Here is a 16,832-nt window from a genome sequence, read left to right as displayed (position 1 = left end):
ACATGTGCAATTGGGCCCCAGCGCCTTGCCGAACAAGGGAAAGGCCACGTTGTCCCGGCCTCGGTCCAGGCGGGCAGCGTTGAGCGGGGTGTTGTTCATGGCCAGACAGGGAGGGTGACAACAGTGCGCCGTTGACAGACACCTGGGCCGAACAGTCCGCGCAACGCTGGGCGAAGGTCCCGCCTGTTCGTTCGGCAGCCGCTTTTTCACGGCCCGGGTATCATTCAACTGAAAAATCAGCGAGAACGACGTGGGCACGAAGGCAGCGAATCGCGAAGACGCCCACCACGCGGCACACCGCATGCCCGAGGAACGACCTTCAGAGGAGACGATTCAGCATGTCGAATGACACTAACGCTTTTCGTGCGCGCCTGAGTTCGAACAGTCGCGGTCCGCTTGGAAATTTCCTGACCCGGTGTGTCGCCATCGTGAGCCACGTTGCCTGCGTGGCCTGCGTTGCCTGCGTTGCCTGCACGCTGATGCTGGCCGCCACGGCGACGCAAGCTGCCGGCAACAGCACGGCGACCGCCGAAGCTGTGGTGATCAAAACCAGCGAAGGCGCCCTGCGCGGCAGCACGCATGGCATCGTCGATGTCTATCAAGGGATTCCTTACGCAGCGCCGCCGGTCGGCGATATGCGATGGCGCGCACCGCAACCCGCGATCGCATGGACCGGCGTTCGCGACGCCACCCAACCCGGCAATGCATGCGTACAGGCGGCCGTGTTCTGGCGCCCCGGCAACGCGGCGAGCTGGAATGAAGACTGTCTCTACCTGAACGTCTGGAAACCGCGTCATGTGGATGCGCGTCTGCCCGTAATCGTCTGGTTCCACGGCGGCGGATGGATCAACGGGGCAAGCACCGACATGCAACCCGTACAGATCGTGTCGCACGGAAATATCGTCGTAACGGTCGACTACCGGCTTGGCGCACTCGGCTATCTCTCGCTGCCCGCGCTCGACACCGAATCCTCGGATGGTCAATCGAGCGGCGACTATGGCGATCTCGACAAAATCCGCGCGTTGCAATGGGTCAAGCAAAACATCGGCGCATTCGGCGGCGACGCCAACAATGTCACGATCGGGGGGCAATCGGCTGGCGCAGGCTCAGTCTGCTGGCTGCTCGCGTCGCCTGCCGCTGCGGGCCTATTCAACCGGGCGGTCATCGAGAGCATCGGCGACTGCGCGATCATCAGCCATGACACCGCTGCTGCGCATGGCAAGTCGTTTGCCGAAGCGATCGGCTGCGCGGATGCAGCAAGCCAGCTAGCCTGTCTACGGCAGAAGACGCCGGCTCAGATCATCGACGCACAAGCGAAAACCAATCTGAACTGGCGCCCCGTAGTCGGAGGGGAGGCTCAGCCTGTGCCGGTACTCGATGCGTTCCACTCGGGTAAATTCAATCGCGTACCCGTGCTCGTCGGCAATGTGCGCCACGAGACCCGCGTGTTTGTCTACGAAGGCAACGACATGATCCGCCAACCGGTGACGCCCGAAACCTATGTGTCGAACGTGCGCACTATGGAAGGCGACAAGGCAGACCGCGTGCTCAACGAGTATCCGCTCTCCGCGTATCCGGCGCCAGGGGTCGCGCTCGCCGCGGTGCAAACCGATTCGCGCTTTGCATGCGGTTCGGTTCCGGTCGAAGACGCGCTGTCGGCCTGGGTGCCCACTTACACCTACGAGTTCCGCGACGAAACGGCACCGCATACACCCTACATGGTGATCACGCCGTCGTTTGAGATTGGCGCCGCGCACTCGTCCGAACTCCAGTACATCTGGCGCGGCGATGCGTCCACGCCAGTCTCCGCGGGGCAGTCGAGCGGTTATCTGCCGCTTACCAGCGCACAAACAAAGCTGTCGCACATGATGATGAATTACTGGGCCAGCTTTGCGCGAGCCGGTGATCCCAACACGGCGTCACAACCGAACTGGCCTCGCTACGATACGACCAAAACGCAACGGCTCGGTCTGTTAGCGGGCGGTGCTACTGAAATCGTATCGGGCGACGCTTACAGCAACGAGCATCACTGCGCCTTCTGGGCCTCGATGCAATAAATCAATCAGCCGGCTTGCCAAAACGATTTGCCGGCCACGACGATGAAGTGAGGACTGCATGTCAGAAGATCGAACGGTGACGCGCCGGCGCGTGCTTCAATACGCCGGTGCCGTCGCCGCAATGGCGGTATCTCCTGTGCGCCTGTTTGCGGCAGAAGACGCTGATATAACGGGCCGGCTTGCGCGCTATATGACTGCGGCTCGCGACAATGCGCTGCCTGAGCAGGTCGTGGTGGAATGCAAGCACCGTATCCTCGACACCTTCGGCGCAATGGTGTCCGGCTCGCGCATGAGGCCGGGCGAGTTGGCCGTGAAGTACGTGCAGGAACTAGGGGGCACACCGCAAGCATCCGTGATTGGCGCACGCTTTCGCACGACGACGGTCAACGCGGCACTCGCCAATGCGATGTGCGCGCACTCCGACGAGACCGACGACTTCGAGCCCGTCACCAAGGCGCACCCCGGCAGCTCGGTCGTTCCTGCCGCCCTAGCAATGGGTGAATACGAGGGCCGTAGTGGCCAGGATCTGATTCGCGCGGTGGCGCTCGGGTACGACCTTGCATGCCGCCTGTTGATGGCGCTTGGACCCGATCTGGTGCGCGGCTCGCATCGCAGCGCCGAGGGCACGGCCTCCACTTTCGGGGCGCTCGGCGCCGCCGCATCTCTCGCGCAGCTCGACGAGCAAGGTATGCGCTATGCCATTTCCTATTCGTCCCAGCAGGTGTCCGGACTCTGGAGTTGGGTGAAGGACAAGGACCACATCGAGAAGGCATTCGACTTTGCCGGCATGGGCGCACGCAATGGCGTCACAGCGGTCACGATGGTGCAGGCAGGCATGACGGGCGTCAACGATGTGCTCGACGGCACGAATAACCTCTTCATCGCGCTATCCACCGATCCCAAGCCGGAAGCGATGCTCGACGGACTCGGTAGCCGGTTTTACGTCACCGAGACGGCAATCAAGACCTATTCGGTGGGCTATCCGATCCAGTCGCCGTTGGATGCATTCCTCACGTTGCGCAAGCAATACGGTCTTACCCCGGACAATGTCCGCAGCATTGTCGTCAAGATTCCTACCGATGCTGAGGGCATCGTAGGTGAAAGTGCCATGCCAGACGTTAATTGCCAGCATCTGGTTGCAGTCGCGCTCGTTAAGGGCGCGGTCTCGTTTGCCGACAGCCACGATGTCGCGCTGATGCACGATCCGCGCATTCTTGCGCAACGTTCGAAAATCACCGTTGTGCCGGATGCTGCTCTGATGGACCCGGCCGCACCGCGTGGCGGAATCGTTCAGGTCACGACGACCGTCGGACGAACCGTCGAGCATTTCACCAGGTTCCCGCCCGGCACCAAGGAGAATCCGCTCAGCACCGAGGCCGTTAGCGCGAAAGCGCGTGACCTGATGGTTCCGGTCCTCGGGGCTGCCAGAACGGAACAGCTCATCGAGCGGATCAACAGGCTGGAGACGCTGGACAACATCCGCCAGTTGCGCCCGTTGATCACGACGTGACCGAACGGCGCTAACGGCGGTCCTCTTTAGAACAAGCCTATCCGCCCACCCGCCGCTAGCCAGTCGCTAAACGCATCACGCTGCTCCTTCGACAGCAACGGTGTGACCGCCTGCTTGTCACCCAACTGCATGAAGTTGCCGCTATCGAGCTGCGGCCAGGTCATCAGACCCGGCCCGTTCGGATTGCCGGTGCGAATGAAGTTGACCCAATAAGACTGAAGTTGATGCGAAATCTCCCGGTCCTTCGCAGTGAACGGCCGATGACCATACTCCAGCGTGCCGAATACGTACGGCACTTCTGAGCTATGAAACGTCGCAAAGCGCTTGGCAAGCGGGCCCGGTTCTGGATGCGTGTAGCGATAGCCATACGCGGGTGCCGCCTGGCCGTCGCGCCCCTGCGACCATGCAATCACCCCTGCCGAAGCAGAATCCGCCAATAACCGCCGCACCGTCGCCGATACGTCCGCATCGCTTTTCACTGGATACAGCGCAGCAAAACGCGCAGACACCGGTGCGAAACGATCGCCAAGCATTGCCTGGTAAGCCTGGGTCGTGCTGATCTGCCACGTCGGGCTAAAGGCGCTAGCTTCGTCATGGTTAGACCCGAGCAGTACCGGCACATCAGTCCGCTCCTTCGTCCCTTCAGGAATGAATTTGCCATCGTCGACAGGGAAGAAGCGCACGTGATCGCCCAGACGCGGATCCGTCTGCAATGCGAGAAGCTGATCCGCAGAGAGCGCGCGCAGCGCCTCGAGCGTCGTTGCGCCGCTCAGGCCAGAGAGTTTGTCGCCAACCGCTTCGGCGCGCTCACGCGGGATGAGCGTCGTATCGCCCCACGAGTTGCTTTCTGCAATCGCGCGCGCAAACAGCCCTTCGGCCGACGGCGCGGCGAGCAGATGATGGACCGAGATCGCGCCGGCCGACTGCCCTTCTATCGTCACCTGGGCCGGATCGCCGCCGAAGCTCGCGATATTGGCCTTGACCCATTGCAACGCGGCGACCTGATCCATCATGCCGTACTCGCCCGAACTGCCTTGCTCGGCATCGAGCAATTTATCCGCGAGAAAGCCGAACAGGCCCATCCGATAGTTGATCGTGACAACCACAACGCCCTTTTGCGCAAGATGATCGCCCCGGTAAACCGGCACTGCGCCCGAGCCTTCCGAAAAGCCGCCGCCGTGAATCCATACCATGACCGGCAGCTTGCCCGCAGGATGCAGCGTGGGAGTCCAGACGTTCAGGAACAGACAGTCCTCGCTAAACGGCGGATCGGCGAGATATTCCGCAGTCCAGGGAATGACCGCTTTCGAATTGCGCCGCGGCTGTTCGCAACTGGCGCCGAACTTCGTGGCATCGCGCACACCCTGCCAGGCCGTCGGCGGCGCGGGTGGAGTCCAACGCAGCGGGCCAACCGGTGGCGCAGCGTAAGGAATGCCCTTGAAGGAGAGGACATGCCCCTCCGTGGCGCCGCTCAATTCGCCGCTTTGGGTTTGAACCAGCGGCGCCGCAAATGCGTCGAGCGTGAGCATCGCAAGCACGATGAAAACTGCCGTCCGAATGACGTTGATCATGAGCAGAATTCCCTTCGGTTGTTCTGTTTCCCCAGCAGGTCCGATCGCGAACCGCGATCGCGAGTCGATGATAATACGCACGCTTTGCAAATGACGCGTGGGCGGCGCAGCATTCATGGCGGCAAGCTGTCACTGAAATGGCAACGCCGCCATATATTCGCTTCGTTGACCTAAGACCTGGCGCAAACCCTTAGGGCTACCGTCGCCCCGCCGCATCATATCGGGTGAAAGCTAAGTGTGAGATTTCCACGATCATGCAACTATGTCCCACGACGCCTAAGCGCACACACCGACACGCGCGCACCAGCAGGAGGAAGCAGGTGGAAGGCATGCGTTTGACCGGGACTGCAAGATGACCTCCGAAGATCTATTGATGTTTCTCAGCGTGGCGACCAGCGGCAATTTCTCGCGAGCGGCCATTGAAGTCGGCCTGTCGCAATCGGCTTTGAGCCGGAAAATCTCGACCCTTGAGGCGGAGTTGAATATCCGTCTGTTCTATCGCAGCGGCCGCGGCGTCGTGCTAACGGAGCCGGGGCATCGTCTGGTCAAATACGCGACCGAGGTCAAGGAATTACTCGAGCATGCCACTGCCGATCTGTCTTCGCCGGAGCATCAAGGGCCGTCGAGCATCGTGCTGGCCGCGCAGCCCACCATTGCCAAGATCCTGTTTGGATCGATCGGCAAGGCTTTGAAACAGGAGTATCCCGGCATCAAGATGCGCTTCAAGGAGGGCCTGGGCGGCTATATCCGGGAGTGGATCGCGAACGGCGAGATCGACGCGGCCATCGTGTATCTGCCGGAAAATCACGCGTCGCTAGGCGCGGATGTCATTCTGCGCGAGCAGTTGTATTTTGTGGCGCCGCCCGAATTCGGCCCGATCGGCAAAGGCTTTCCGGTTGAACGTCTCGCCAGCGTGCCCTTGGTTCTGCCCGCGCATCCCCACGGACTCAGGGTTCTCGCGGAATCGCTGACGGCCCGCTTTTCCAGGTCCGTCAATCTCAGCATGGAGTGCGACGCTTCCGTCTACATCACCAAGCAACTGGTGGCGGAAAACTGCGGCTGCACGATCCTGCCACTCGTATCGGTGCAAGAGGAAATGCGCAAAGGCACGTTGCAAGCCGTGCCGCTCATCAATCCCGAGATCATCCGGGACGTCGCCATCATCTCCGCACGCAACAGACCGCCCATCCCTAGCCAGCGCCAGGTGCTGGAGACGGTGCGCCAACAGATCGTGCATCTCGTGAATAGCGGTGCCTGGGCCGGCGCGACACTGGTCTGATACCGCGCGACCCTGCTGCCCGGCGTGCTCGCCAACGTGTTGCCATATACGGGTATTTACCCGGTATGGCCAATCGGGCGCACAAGCCACACCCCGCAAAATTTCATAACTGCTATGCGTCAAACGTATTGCTAGCGCATACCCGTTCGGGAAGAATTCAGCCAGCCAATACGGCGATGCGCGCGGCCCGCATGAGAAGACAAATATAAATCGGCGTTAGATCCGATACTAAACATGACTAACAAAATAATAGTATTCAAGGAGACCCAATGAAAAAGCTGATCAGGATCGGTGCCGCCGGTGCATTGCTAGGTGTGGTCGCGTCGCCCCAGGCATTCGCGCAATCTTCCGTAACGCTCTACGGTGTGCTGGATAACTACATTGGCTACCAATCGTCCACCGTCGGAGGCAAGAGCACATCGCTAACGGTGTTGGGTAGCAACGGTCTGTCCACCAGCCGCTACGGCCTGAAGGGGGTCGAAGATCTTGGTGGCGGCATGAAGGCCAACTTCGACATTGAGGGCGGCTTCGATCCCAGCACCGGTGCACAACAGAACTCGTTTCGCATGTTCGATCGTCAGGCCTGGGTTGGATTGTCGGATGACCGCTTCGGTAGCTTCCGCGTGGGCCGCCAGGAAACCGCGATGTGGTTCTACAGCGGCAATATGGATGCGTTCGGCGCGGCCACCTATGGTTCGGGCTTCAATAATTTCGCGCAGTGGCAGGCACGGGTCGATAACGACATCGCCTATTTTGCGCCAACCTTCTTCCATACCCAGGTCGAAGTCCACTATTCGCTCGGCGGCCTGGCGGGCAATACCGGCGGCAACGGGATCTTCCAGGCGGCAGTGCAAAGCTGGCAGGGACCGGTGTACGTCGCTGTGGCGTACCTGAACGCGGTGAATGCCACGCAAACCAACCGCGTCCAGCAGTTGATGGCGGGCGGCAACTACAACTACGGATCGGGCAAAGTCTATGTGGGCTTCTTCCGCACCAATGACGTGGTTTCCGCCACCACGGGCAACGCACTCGGCAGCCCCGGCGGCAAGTTCGATCCGGCTGTGGGTGCAGTCAGCAATACGCCGGGGAACTACCACAACACCTACAGCCTTTCTGCCGACTACCAGTTCAATCCTGCACTAACAGTAGGTGCCGGCTACGCGTATATCCAGGACGACTCTTCGCTGCATAACAACGCCGAGGAGTTCAGCCTGATTACGACCTACTCGCTGTCCAAGAGCACGACGCTTTACGCGGTTGCATCGCGGATCAACAACTCGCATACCGCACAGTTCAAAATGGGCGATGCGGCAACCACGACGGGCACCTTCCTGACGCCAGGGACTGGACAGGGTGAAACCGGCTTTCAGCTCGGTATGCGTCATTCATTCTGAAGACACGTTCGAGCGGGACCATTCAGGCACTTCGTAAGCAAGACTTCAGGTGGCAAGGCTAAGCAGTTTTCTTCGATACTTCAAAAGATGGAGGCGCAATGAAGCGTTTGATTCGCGTGGTCATACTGGTGATGGTGAGCTGTTTCTGCGCGGGTGGCGCCAATATGGCGCTGGCCGATGCGACAAGCGATACGGCCAATGGCCCTGTGGTTGTCGTGGTGCATCTGGACATCGTCCGTCCCCAGGTGAGCCAGGCGCTGCCGATCATGCGGGGGTATCTCGCGACCACGCGCCAGGAACACGGCATCCGCAATGTCGAACTTCTGTTGCAGGTCGGCACGGACAATCACTTCACCGTAGTAGAGACATGGGACGACCGCGCGGCTTACGATGCACATAACGCTTCTCAAGCGATTCGCGATTACCGCACCCGGATTTTCCCGTTTCTGGCGAGTCCGTACGACGATCGCATTCATACGGAAATCTCGGCAAGCTAGTCTTGAAGCGGCGTAACCATTTTTCAGTCGTCTGGTTGACTCACCGGGCGACTGCGCCGCGTTGTGCGCATACGCATTTCACCATTGATATGGACCGCTACTCATGATGCAAGGATCTATGGAACTTAAGACACCGAACGACACGGCAGGCCAACGGCGGTACTCGGCACTTCGGCGCAGCAGTGCGTGGATGGCTTCGCGGCTCGGTGCGCTTGTCTGTATGGCCTGCGTTGCCGCGCTGGCTGCCTGCACGACCTCGCCACAGGCCAGCCGGCCGTCTGCCCAGGTGGTGTCGGAGCTTGCACCGTCCGGTACGATGCGCGCCGCAATCAACGTCGGCAACCCGGTGTTGGCCACAATGAATACCGCCACCGGCCAACCCGAGGGCATCTCGGTCGATCTGGCGCGCGAACTGGCCAAGCGTTTGGGCGTGCCGGTTAGCTTCGTCATCTACAACGCGGCCGGTAAGGTCACGGCAGGTGTCCAGGCACAGCAGTGGGACGTTGGATTCGTCGGCATCGATCCCGAGCGGGCAGAGTATATGGACTACACGCCGCCGTACGTGATTATCCAGGGCGTCTATATGGTGCCTCAGGATTCGAAGATCAACACCAACGCCGATGTGGACCGGGCCGGCGTGCGCATCGCTATCAGCGGTGGCAGTGTCTACGATCTGTATCTCTCGCGACGCATCAAGAACGCACAGCTTGTGCGGGCGCCGGCTCCGTCGCTGGTGACCGACATGATGCTCACGCAGCACTATGAAGTCGCGGCAGGCGTCAAACAGCGGCTCGCGGCGGACGTCGCACGTCTGCCAGGACTGCGTCTGCTGGACGGGAATTTCATGGTGATCCGCCAGGCCATGGCCACGCCCCGCAACCGGCCCGAGGCGACGCGCTATCTCACGCAATTCGTCGAGGAAATGAAGTCCTCCGGTTTCGTGGCGGCGTCCTTGCAGCGGCATCATGTCGATAGCGCAGAAGTAGCGCCTGCAGAAACCGCGCCGCAATAAAAAAGCTAAAAACACCAGGAGACACAATGACAGCGTGGTACCGCAGCATGACTCGCCCGCAACGGCAAACGTTCTGGGGATGTCTGATGGGTTGGGCGCTGGACGCCATGGATGTCCAATTATTTGCCTTCGTGATTCCGACGTTGATCACGGTGTGGGGCATGACCAAATCGCAGGCGGGTATCGTCGGCACAGCGGCCCTGATCACGTCGGCCGTCGGCGGCGTGATTGCAGGACTGTTGGCCGACCGCATCGGCCGGGTGCGGGTGCTGCAGATCACCATCGTATGGTTCGCCGTGTTTACCGGCTTGTCGGCTTTCACGAACTCCTTTCACCAGTTGCTGCTGACGAGAAGTCTGCAAGGACTGGGATTCGGCGGTGAATGGGCGGCGGGCGCGGTATTGATCGGCGAAGCGGTCGACAAGCGCATTCGCGGACGTGCAGTCGGCACGGTGCAGGCCGGTTGGCCCATCGGGTATGCGTTGGCTGCGCTCGCCTATTTCACCATCTTCAGCCTGTTGCCTGCTGAAATGGCGTGGCGTTGGCTGTTTCTTGTCGGCGTGCTGCCGGCCCTCTCCGTGGTCTGGATGCGCCGCAATGTACCGGAGTCCGAAGCGTTTAAGGCAACCGCGGACGTGCGCGAGAAAACCAGCATCTTCACCAATCTCAGCCTGATGTTTTCGCGCAATATGATTGGCCGCACCTTGACCGCTTCGATGCTGGCTGCTGGAGCGCTAGGTGGGAACTATACGATCCTAACCTGGCTGGTGACGTATCTGCGGCAAACGCACAGCATGTCGGTGGGCAACACCACGACCTACCTCGCGATCAATATCCTCGGCTCGTTTTGCGGCTATGTCGGTGCGGCCTATCTGAGCGATCTGCTCGGACGCCGCAGGACGTTCGTGCTGTCCGCACTCGGCGCCACGCTGGCGATTCTCAGCTACACCTACCTGCCTGTCATGGGCCTGACCATGCTGCTCCTGGGCTTTCTGGTCGGCATGTTCCAGTCGGGCATCGTCTCCGGCATGGGCGCCTGCTTTTCCGAACTGTTTCCCGCGCAGATTCGCGCTAGCGCGGGGGGCTTCTCCTATAACTTTGGCCGCGCGTCCGGGTCACTGGTGCCGGCTGCGGTCGGCATCACCAGTGCCGGATACGGTCTGGGCGCTTCGATAGGCGCCTGGGCCGCCGCCGCGTACGCGGTGGTTTTTATCGCCGCGCTGGCCATGCCCGAAACCCGCAACAAGGAGCTTGAATTACATGTCTGACTTGACTCCGCAGCCTGGCCGAACCGGTGGTCGCATCCTGGTCGACGCGTTGGTCCTCAATGGTGTGGACAGCGTCTATTGTGTGCCTGGTGAGAGCTATCTGCCGGTACTCGATGCCCTGCGCGATGCGACTGCAATCCGCACCTATGTGGCCCGTCACGAAGGGGCCGCTGCCAATATGGCCGATGCCTATGGCAAATTGACGGGCCGTCCGGGCATCTGTTTTGTGACACGCGGGCCAGGCGCGACGCATGCCAGCATCGGGGTGCACACCGCCAGCCAGGATTCGACGCCGATGATTCTGTTTGTCGGGCAAGTCGAACGCGGCTTTCTGGGGCGCGAGGCCTTCCAGGAGGTGGACTATCGGCGCATGTTCGGCGGCATCGCAAAGTGGGTGACGGAGATTGAAGACCTGGCGCGCATTCCCGAAGTACTGGCACGCGCTTTCAGTGTCGCGATGTCGGGACGGCCAGGCCCGGTGGTGATCGCGCTGCCCGAAGATATCCTGTTCGGTTCAGGCGTAGTGGGTGATGCCCATCCCTCGCAGGCGGTCCAGGCCGCGCCCACCGCCGAAGACATGGACGCCTTGCAGACGCTGCTCGGCGAAGCGCGTCAGCCGCTGGTGGTGGTAGGCGGATCCGGCTGGGACGAGCAGGCCTGTGCGCACTTGCTGGGCTTTGCGCGGCGCTACGGATTGCCCGTGGCGGCCTCGTTCAGACGTCAGGATCTGCTCGACAATCGTACGGACAACTACGTAGGGCAGATCGGACTCGGGATTTCGCCGCAACTGGCTGAACGCGTCAAGGCGGCCGACCTGCTGATCGCCGTCGGCACGCGCCTGAGCGAAGTCAGTTCCGGCGGCTATACGCTGGTGCAGAGCCCTGTGCCGAAGCAAAAGCTGGTTCACGTCCATGCCGATGCAAACGAACTGGGCCGGGTGTATCAGGCACGGCTGGCCATCAATGCCGGCATGCGCCACTTTGCGAAGGCGCTAGACGCGCTGCCCGGTGTCGACGTGAACTGGTCCGCGTGGACTCAGGCCGCACGCGACACTTACCTCGCGCACTCGACGCCACAACCGCCACACCCCGACCACAGCGGTGTGGATCTGGCGCAGGTAGTGGCCCATCTGAACGACGTGTTGCCTGACGATGCTTTGGTCAGCAACGGTGCGGGCAACTACACCGTGTGGGTTCATCGCTTCTATCGCTATCGCCGGCATGCAACGGAACTGGCGCCGACTAGCGGTGCGATGGGTTACGGGTTGCCTGCGGCGGTCGCCGCCAAGCTGAAGCACCCGCAACGTCAGGTAGTGTGCTTTGCCGGCGACGGTTGCTTCATGATGTATCCGCAAGAACTCGCGACAGCGGTACAGTACGGCGCGGCTGTTATCGTGATCGTGGTGAATAACGGCATGCTCGGAACAATCCGTATGCATCAGGAGCGTGAGTATCCTGGACGAATCTCCAGCACCAGCTTGCAGAATCCCGGGTTCGTCGCGCTGGCTCACGCGTTTGGGGCCTTCGGTGAAGTGGTCGAGCGTACAGAGGATTTTCCCGCGGCTTTCGCTCGGGCGCAGGCGGCCGGTATTCCCGCTTTGCTCGAGTTGCGTACCGATCCACGACAGATCACACCTGCGCTGCGACTTGAATGACGGCTATAGCGACGGGCGATGCGGCGGCGGCGAGCCGCTGTGCCGCCCGTTGTGCGATACACGTCTAGCCAGTTTTTGCCAGGCCTCGTTCAGCGTGGGCACACCGTGTTCATCATCGCATCGGCAACCGAATGCGGCGTTACGCTACGGAAGTCGTTTGGATCGCCAGGGTTTGAATCCACCTGGTTACCGTCTGCACCGTAAGACACGACCTGGCCGATGGCAGTCGTCTTGTCGGCGCAGTTGAAGATCCAATGCGACACCTGCCTGGTGAGCGGGACGCTGTACCCAGGGCGTACGGCAGGCTGCGCGTAAGTGGCGGAAACCCACGTGGCAGTGATTTTGCCCTTATGCGTGATCGACTCGGTGTCGTACCTGAGCGTAGTATCGTTGTTCCATTGAAATACCTTCCAGTTCTCCGCCAATGCCGTCATCGACATGGACAGCAGCGCGGCGCAGATTACCCCTTTCTTGAGCATTTTCGGTCCTACTTTAAGAGGAGCATCAGTGTAGATCGGACAGATTTCGATTGCATCTTGAGCTTGATTACCCTGCGTTACGTGATTTAACGAGCCATGAGGCGCGCTGCGGGCCTGTCCGCCGAGCGTGGTCCGGATCATTGGATGTAATCGCGCGGTCGCACGACGACGTCAAAGCTGGCCTTGTCGCGAAGCACCGACAACCGCACCGACTTCAGTTCACCGGAAGAGATCTTCCGCCTCGTAGCATTCACCAGATCCTGCGACACCGGATTCCTGTCGATCGCTGTGATCTGGTCGCCCTTCCTGAGTCCAGCCTCCCACGCGGGCGAATCCTTGTAAATCGCTCCGACCACGGCGTCGCCGGTCGAATCGACTTCCACTCTCATACCGGTTTGAACGTTTTTCGACGCAGAGGGCGCCGCCGTCGCGTCGGGAACGACCCACGCCTTGCGATCCTGATAGTCGAACGTCAAAGCTGACGTCATGAACAAAGCGTCACCGAGATCGCCAGCGGTCTCTGTGTCGCTTACCAGCCCCACGTTCAAAGTAGGGAACAGCGCGACAGGTTTCGGTACGGTTAGCTGACCGACCTCGATTGATGCGAGCCGGCCCAGAAATACAGGCGATCCCTTGCCGGACGCACCGTGGATCGACCCGCCATCATACCTGCGGCTCGGCATCTGTCCCGCATGAAACAAAGCAAATGGCACGTTGACAACCACTGCCGTATTCAACCCGGTATCGATCCAGAATTGAGCGGGTATGCCATTGATCCGACCCGTCGTCACCGGTAAGGTGTGGTCCAGCATAAACGGAATGCTAAACCGCGCGTCATCGGCAGCCCTCAGGTTTGGGTGAAGTGCGAGCGTCAGCGAATGGTGTGGATAGTCGAAGGTGGTCACGAACCGGTCCAATAGCTCGGTGCCGATAACGCCATCCAGCGGCCTGGGTCCGCCGCTGGCGCCGCCGCCCAAATCAGCCTCCTTCCCATACAAGCCACTTATGCGGGCATCGCCAAGACGAAACTCCGGCAGCTTCACAATACGCTCGACAAAAGCATTTCCATCGATGTCGGTGTCGCTCCCTTCTCCTAAGCCTTTTAGACCGAGCTGGGCGATGGTCTTCGAGGATAACTGCAGCGTAGCACCTGTATCGACCATGAAGTTGAACGGCCCCTTGCCGTCGAGGAACACATCGACGTAAAGCTGGCCTTCGATCCGCATCGGCACGGTTGTAGTGGTTGCCGAGTCGATTCCGTAGTCGGCCAAGCGGGTTTGAGGTTTTGTAGAAAGGGCGGCCACGTCAGACGGCGGGACCGACCGGCGTACCCGCTTCGTATGCAACACCCAACGCGTGCCGTCACGATCGACGAATGTCTGCTCAAGGGGGATCCCGTGCGACGTGCCGCTCCCATACGCTGCGTATGATGTAGTCGCCACAGCCGGTTCGTCACGGCGCGTCCATTTGAGCGGCAAATGCGACTCGCGCGAAACCCATACCTTCGCGACCTTGCCGCCCTGAGGCACGACCTCGAGAATGTCCGCCACGTCTGCGCCTTGCGATTCCTCGCCAACGTATCGCACTTCGGCAGGCCAGCATGCATTGGCAAGGCCGCCGCTTGCCCAGTAGATCTCGCTCACGAGGCCGGCGCGGAAGCCTGGGAAATCGGCGTCGCGTATCGTCGCATTTCCGTCCCGAACCCAGACACCCGTTTTGGTGACGCCGATGGAAAAATCGAGGAGCCCCAGGTTCGTCGTTTTGATGATGCCGGTTTGCATACCGGGATCCGTCGCGATCAGGAAGCGTCCTTTCAGCCCACCGGATTCGATATCGCCCTCGTCAATACGCGCTGCGCAACCTGTGGCGTGATTGACGGAAGATGCATCCCGCAGTTGGGCGACAACGGAAGCGGCACGATCGGCGGGCGTGTCGGTTGGCGCAGCGGCAACTGCCTGGCTAAGGACGGCGGCCATCAAGGCGGCGACTCCGATTAAGCCCGTGAAACGCATAACCTCGCAGTAAGGATGCTCTAGTCGTCTATTCATGGACCAATAACAAAAGGGCGGTTTAAAAATGATCGCTTGCGGAATCCAGGCAACCGCCATCGTAACTGAACCAATATACCTGGATCACAAATCAATCTGCTCTTTCTGTCACATCACCGGCCGATCTTCTCTACATTTCCTTAGCAATACATACAAATTGCAATAGCTCTCCTGATACCACACCACCGGTACCGGTCACCATGGATAAAAGCCTTCTGAATCCTGGGCGGCCTCGACCTTATCACCGAGGTGTTCCATCACTGAAGGTCGAAGCCAGGTGATCGATAAACGAACGCACAGCGGGTGGCAAGCCTCGGCGCGTTGTAAAAACCAGATGAATGATGCCGACCGGAGTCGTCCAATGCGGAAATACGTGGACAAGCTTTCCGTCATCAAGTGCGTCACGGCAGGCATGGTCAGGCAATAGCGCCACGCCAAGTCCGGCAACGGCGGCATCGCGCAGTGCGGCGAAGTCCACACAGGTCATACGGGGTCGATGTCGAAGCGCAAAGGACTCATCCTTCGGACCACGAAACTCCCACACAATTTCCCCCATCTGGTCTGTGGTTGCGAGCGTTGCCACCTCGTTCAGGATCGCAATGTCGCCGCCCGCGCACAGCGAGGCCACTTTCGGCGCGGCAACCAGGATACGCGAGGAATAGCCGAGCGTGCGCATGATCAGCGACGCATCCGAGTCGAGCTTCACACGCACACGAATCGCAACGTCGATCCTTTCTTCGATCAGGTCGACTGCACGGTCCGCCGCCACCACCTGTAGCGTGGCCTTTGGGAAACGCGACAGAAACGATGCGAATGCCGTCGATAGCACTTCCACCAGTCCTAGCGGGCAGCTGCATCGCACGACGCCTTGCGGCTCGCCCAATGCCTCTGAAGCGACCGCGTCGGCCTGCTGCACGTCGAGCATGATGGTCCGGCAGCGCTCGTAGAACGTCTGTCCAACGTCGGTCACCCTGAACCGACGGGTCGAACGCTCAATCAACCTTACCCCAAGCCGTTGCTCCAACCCGGCGATGCGCCTGCTGACCGTGGACTTGGGCGTGCGCAGAACGCGACTGGCCGCGGCAAACCCGCCATGCGTGACCACCTCCGCGAAAAGCACGTAGTCGTTGACGTCTTTCATGCTCATTGACCCATTTTTGGAACAATCATGTCCATTTTAACCGTCTACCGCTAGCTTTGTCCCACCGGCATGATGTTTCCAACGCAGCGAACTGTTCGCTGGAACTCAAGGAGAACTGAAATGACTGGCAAGTTTGATAGCAAGGTCGTGGTTGTAACCGGCGGCACCAGTGGCATTGGCCTTGCGACAGCCACCCGATTCGCGGCCGAAGGGGCTTCGGTTTTTATCACCGGCCGTCGCCAGCAGGAACTGGATGCCGCGACCAGAAAGATCGGTGGCCGCGTGACCGGTGTGCGTGCCGATATGTCGAAGCTTGCAGACATCGATCGTCTGTACGACGCGGTTCAGCAAAAGCATTCTCATATCGATGTGCTCTTCACTAACGCGGGCGGCGGTTCGATGCTGCCGCTTGGATCGATCACCGAAGAGCACTACGACGACACCTTCGGACGCAACGTGAAAGCGGTTGTCTTCACGGTCCAGAAGGCGCTTCCGCTGCTTCGGGATGGAGCGTCCATTATTTTGGCGGGATCCGTTACGGGATCGACCGGGACAGCCGCTTTCAGCATCTACAGTGCATCGAAGGCCGCCGTGCGCAATCTCGCTCGCAGCTGGACGCTCGATCTCAAGGATCGCGGTATCCGTGTCAACGTGGTGAGCCCGGGGCCGATCAAGACGCCGGGGCTTGTCGAACTTGCGGGCAATGACCCAGCGCAGCAACAGGGGTTTCTTGATCACATGGCGGCACAGGTGCCTCTCGGTCGCGTTGGCAACCCTGAGGAAATCGCCAACGCGGTACTCTTCCTTGCCTCGGATGAAGCGAGTTTCATCGCTGGCGCTGAATTCTTTGTTGACGGGGGCATGGCTCAGGTTTGAGTGGAATGGAGACCGCGGGGGCGCTTTTTGAAAGCGAACTCGCGGT

At 60.4% G+C, this 16,832-nt stretch carries 13 protein-coding genes; 9 read left to right on the top strand and 4 right to left on the bottom strand.

Going from position 1 to position 16,832, the window contains the following annotated elements; genetic code table 11:
* Nucleotides 1-338 precede the first annotated feature (338 nt).
* Together P3T24_RS13195 and P3T24_RS13190 are read left to right on the top strand one after the other, a co-directional pair.
* Nucleotides 339-2,057: a carboxylesterase/lipase family protein gene (locus tag P3T24_RS13195; protein ID WP_429435121.1), complete on the top strand. Its 1,719-nt coding sequence runs from the start codon at nucleotides 339-341 to the stop codon at nucleotides 2,055-2,057.
* Between the two features lie 58 nt (nucleotides 2,058-2,115).
* The gene (locus tag P3T24_RS13190) at nucleotides 2,116-3,567 is read left to right on the top strand and encodes an MmgE/PrpD family protein (protein ID WP_429406311.1); all 1,452 of its coding nucleotides are present in this window, start codon (nucleotides 2,116-2,118) and stop codon (nucleotides 3,565-3,567) included.
* A 26-nt stretch (nucleotides 3,568-3,593) separates the two neighbouring features.
* On the opposite strand, the gene P3T24_RS13185 is transcribed toward P3T24_RS13190, so the two are convergent.
* Nucleotides 3,594-5,138, bottom strand: a complete 1,545-nt coding sequence (locus tag P3T24_RS13185) for a carboxylesterase/lipase family protein (RefSeq protein ID WP_429406309.1) — start codon at nucleotides 5,136-5,138, stop codon at nucleotides 3,594-3,596.
* Between the two features lie 352 nt (nucleotides 5,139-5,490).
* On the opposite strand from P3T24_RS13185, the gene P3T24_RS13180 reads away from it, so the two are divergent.
* From P3T24_RS13180 to P3T24_RS13155, 6 genes are all read left to right on the top strand, one after another.
* Nucleotides 5,491-6,417 (top strand): LysR family transcriptional regulator, encoded by a 927-nt coding sequence (locus P3T24_RS13180; RefSeq protein WP_429406307.1) that lies wholly within the window; start codon nucleotides 5,491-5,493, stop codon nucleotides 6,415-6,417.
* A 269-nt stretch (nucleotides 6,418-6,686) separates the two neighbouring features.
* Nucleotides 6,687-7,811, top strand: coding sequence for a porin (locus tag P3T24_RS13175; RefSeq protein ID WP_429406305.1), 1,125 nt, complete (start codon nucleotides 6,687-6,689; stop codon nucleotides 7,809-7,811).
* Between the two features lie 98 nt (nucleotides 7,812-7,909).
* Nucleotides 7,910-8,308, top strand: coding sequence for a putative quinol monooxygenase (locus tag P3T24_RS13170; protein WP_429435118.1), 399 nt, complete (start codon nucleotides 7,910-7,912; stop codon nucleotides 8,306-8,308).
* Nucleotides 8,309-8,426: 118 nt separating this feature from the next.
* Nucleotides 8,427-9,320 carry an ABC transporter substrate-binding protein gene (locus tag P3T24_RS13165; RefSeq protein ID WP_429287218.1) on the top strand — a complete coding sequence of 298 codons (894 nt, stop codon included), beginning with the start codon at nucleotides 8,427-8,429 and terminating at the stop codon, nucleotides 9,318-9,320.
* A 26-nt stretch (nucleotides 9,321-9,346) separates the two neighbouring features.
* Nucleotides 9,347-10,588 carry an MFS transporter gene (locus P3T24_RS13160; RefSeq protein ID WP_429435116.1) on the top strand — a complete coding sequence of 414 codons (1,242 nt, stop codon included), beginning with the start codon at nucleotides 9,347-9,349 and terminating at the stop codon, nucleotides 10,586-10,588.
* On the top strand, nucleotides 10,581-12,242 hold the full coding sequence (locus P3T24_RS13155; protein ID WP_429435114.1) for a thiamine pyrophosphate-binding protein: 1,662 nt from the start codon (nucleotides 10,581-10,583) through the stop codon (nucleotides 12,240-12,242). Before P3T24_RS13160 ends, P3T24_RS13155 begins: the two co-directional genes overlap by 8 nt.
* An 89-nt stretch (nucleotides 12,243-12,331) precedes the next feature.
* On the opposite strand, the gene P3T24_RS13150 is transcribed toward P3T24_RS13155, so the two are convergent.
* From P3T24_RS13150 to P3T24_RS13140, 3 genes are all read right to left on the bottom strand, one after another.
* On the bottom strand, nucleotides 12,332-12,721 hold the full coding sequence (locus tag P3T24_RS13150) for a surface-adhesin E family protein (protein ID WP_074267183.1): 390 nt from the start codon (nucleotides 12,719-12,721) through the stop codon (nucleotides 12,332-12,334).
* A 137-nt stretch (nucleotides 12,722-12,858) separates the two neighbouring features.
* On the bottom strand, nucleotides 12,859-14,829 hold the full coding sequence (locus P3T24_RS13145) for an aspartyl protease family protein (protein WP_429435111.1): 1,971 nt from the start codon (nucleotides 14,827-14,829) through the stop codon (nucleotides 12,859-12,861).
* Between the two features lie 181 nt (nucleotides 14,830-15,010).
* A complete protein-coding gene (locus P3T24_RS13140; RefSeq protein ID WP_429435109.1) occupies nucleotides 15,011-15,916 on the bottom strand; it encodes a LysR family transcriptional regulator in 906 nt (301 codons plus the stop codon).
* Between the two features lie 114 nt (nucleotides 15,917-16,030).
* Between P3T24_RS13140 and P3T24_RS13135 the strand changes: the two genes are divergently transcribed.
* Nucleotides 16,031-16,786 (top strand): SDR family oxidoreductase, encoded by a 756-nt coding sequence (locus P3T24_RS13135; RefSeq protein WP_429435106.1) that lies wholly within the window; start codon nucleotides 16,031-16,033, stop codon nucleotides 16,784-16,786.
* Nucleotides 16,787-16,832: the final 46 nt, after the last annotated feature.

It is taken from the genome of Paraburkholderia sp. GAS33 (assembly GCF_050436645.1).
Classification (GTDB): Bacteria; Pseudomonadota; Gammaproteobacteria; order Burkholderiales; family Burkholderiaceae; genus Paraburkholderia; species Paraburkholderia phenazinium_B.
Note: the sequence above shows the minus strand (reverse complement) of the source record. Positions and strands in the feature narration are given on the sequence as shown.